The sequence below is a fragment of the uncultured Lactobacillus sp. genome (assembly GCF_947367085.1).
Classification (GTDB): domain Bacteria; phylum Bacillota; class Bacilli; order Lactobacillales; family Lactobacillaceae; genus Lactobacillus.
Genome location: NZ_CANBCP010000107.1, coordinates 1 through 2,692, shown reverse-complemented (window position 1 = coordinate 2,692; position 2,692 = coordinate 1). Strand labels below are relative to the sequence as shown.

Genomic DNA, 2,692 nt, shown 5'->3' with positions numbered 1-2,692 from the left:
GCATATATGTATTACTTTTGTACCTCTTCTAGTTGGATCCATTCAGTTATTGGATATGCAGTTTCAAAAACAGTCCATGGTCCGTATAAAAATGTTACACCAATCATTTATTCAGGTTTTACAAAAGACAAAAAAGAAAACGGTGATAATAATACTAAAAACGATATTTACACGAATACCAATGTCGATCAGTTAATTAAAAGTCATCGTATATCCGGTTTTAATTCAAAATGGATACGTGAAAATGGAACTTATAATAATGACTATGCTCCTAACGCCATTGATCCCAATATTACGAAAGATTCTAAAGGTAACTTATGGTTAGCTTATGGCTCTTGGTCTGGAGGAATTTATATTTTACCAATAAATAAAGTAACTGGTCAGCCCATCTATCCAGGAAAAGATGGAACAAATAAATATGGACAAAATGTAGATAGATACTTTGGTACTCATTTAATTGGGGGATATCATATGTCTGGGGAAGCTCCTTATATAAAATATGATCCACAAACTAAATATTATTATCTTTTTGTAACATATGGAGGTTTGAATCGGACTGGTGGATATAATATGAGAGTATTTAGATCAAAGCATATTACTTCAAAATATGTTGATGATCAAGGTCACACACCTAACTATACTTCATGGGAAACAAATGATCCTACTAAGCAATCCAATCAAAAATATGGGGTCAAATTAGAAGGAAACTATAGTTTTTCTTGTTTACCGTATGCTTACATGTCTCCTGGTCACAATTCCGTTTATATTGATAATAATCATAATTGGTACTTATTTAATCATACGAGATTTAATAATGGTACTGAAAACCATCAATTGCGTGTAAAACAAATGATTATGACCTCTGATGGATGGCCTATTCCACTTCCATTTGAATATACTGGCCATGAATTAAGTATTAATAGTTCTAATATTCCAAATATTACTAAACAAATCCCTGGTAAATATGAGTTCATAGATAATGGAACTGACACCAATCCTAACCCAATCAAGCCAAAAGAAATAACTCTGATGCCAGATCATCAGATTACGGGGGCAATAAGGGGCCTGTGGTCCATAAATCAAAAAGAAAATACTCTCTTAGTTACACTAAATACTACCGAAGGAAAATATGTAGGTGAATTTAAGCTTCAACAAGATGAATCAAAAGAAAGGAATAATGTCTTAGTATTTTCAGTTCAAGGAAACAACAAAGTTCTGTGGGGTGTCAAAAAATATCAAAAATAGAACTTTTAAACTAACCCATACCTTAGAATACGTTTATTTTTAGTTAATTATATATTTTAATTCATAATAAAAATCCTATTAAATCAAGGCTTTATTGACGTCGAGATTTAATAGGATCTTTTGATTTCTGAGGCTTCCTCAGACAATTTTTAATTTTTAACCATTACATTCTTAATCACAGAATTATTCTTGATCAAATTTAATTTGTATTGCTTCGACTCTACTGCTTCTCCATTAATCATTTTAATAATCATATTTGCAGCATCTACTCCCATTCGTTCCTTGGGATGATCAACCGTAGTTAAGCGAGGAGTAATATACTTACCTAAAATATAATTATCAAAACCTACAATCGAGATATCTTCTGGTATCTTCAGATCAAGAGATTTAACGATATTCATCATCCTTATAGCTAACTCGTCATTATAACAAACAATAGCAGTTGGTCTATCTGGACCCTGTAGAGCCATAATTGCTTTTTGAAAAATAGGATCCATATCTTCAGTAGATTGATACATAATTGACTGGCTTAAATAAGAAATCGTTGGATGTTGCATATAGGCATTAAGATATCCTTTTAATCGATTTACTCCTTGCATATCATCTACCTGAAACATTCCTAGTATTTTTTTATGTCCTAAACCAATTAAATAATTTGTAATTTGTTCTTCAGCAAGTAAATCATCTACTTCTAAATATGGCATATCAATTGGATCACTTGTATGGGAATTAATCAGTAATGCTGGAATTCCATTTTCTTGTATTCGTCTGTATAAATCTAAATTTTTATTTGGAAGTGCACTTTGAGTAGGTTCAATAATAAGCCCTGCCACATTATTATCAAGCATTCTTTTCAAAGCTTTACGCTCTTCTTGGGGATTATTATGGGTGTTACTTAAAATCAAAGAATAGCCATTCTGAGATAAAACTCTATCAATTCCACTAATGATCCTAGGAAAAATATAATCAGCCAAATGTGTAGTAACGATCCCTATCATTTTAGTATCTACTACTCTCTTGCTTTTAGCTTTTTTCCAATCATCTACATACATCCCACCGCCTTGAATACGGTAGATATAATGTTTATTCTCTAATTCGCCAGCAGCTCGTCTAATTGTATATCTACTTACCTGGTAGGTTTTCATCAATTCAGATTCTGTAGGTAATTTTTCACCAACCTTATAAATTCCACTTTCTATTTTATCTATTAGATTCTTTTTTACTTTTTCATATTTTATTTCTGACATATAGGTCTTCCTAGTCTTTAATAAATTAGATACTATTTAATTTTATTTTATATAATAAATTAATTCATATAAAATAAAAAGCCTATAAATATAAAAATTTTGATACTTAATTTTTATCAATCTATCTTCTTTGCATGATCATGTGAATGCGCATTATTTTGTCCATAATATGCATTTTGACCGTGCTTTCTATAATAATG

2 protein-coding genes and 1 pseudogene are annotated in these 2,692 nt (G+C 30.6%); 1 reads left to right on the top strand and 2 read right to left on the bottom strand.

What is annotated here, in order from left to right; genetic code table 11:
* A partial coding sequence (locus Q0Y70_RS09850) for a glycoside hydrolase family 43 protein (protein ID WP_297820543.1) occupies positions 1 to 1,245 on the top strand: 1,245 nt, incomplete at its 5' end.
* 149 nt (positions 1,246 to 1,394) lie between these two features.
* Here the strand turns inward: Q0Y70_RS09850 and Q0Y70_RS09845 are convergent.
* Positions 1,395 to 2,492 (bottom strand): GntR family transcriptional regulator, encoded by a 1,098-nt coding sequence (locus Q0Y70_RS09845; protein WP_297820540.1) that lies wholly within the window; start codon positions 2,490 to 2,492, stop codon positions 1,395 to 1,397.
* A 116-nt stretch (positions 2,493 to 2,608) separates the two neighbouring features.
* Positions 2,609 to 2,692: pseudogene (araD, locus tag Q0Y70_RS09840) on the bottom strand (L-ribulose-5-phosphate 4-epimerase); the annotation flags it as partial.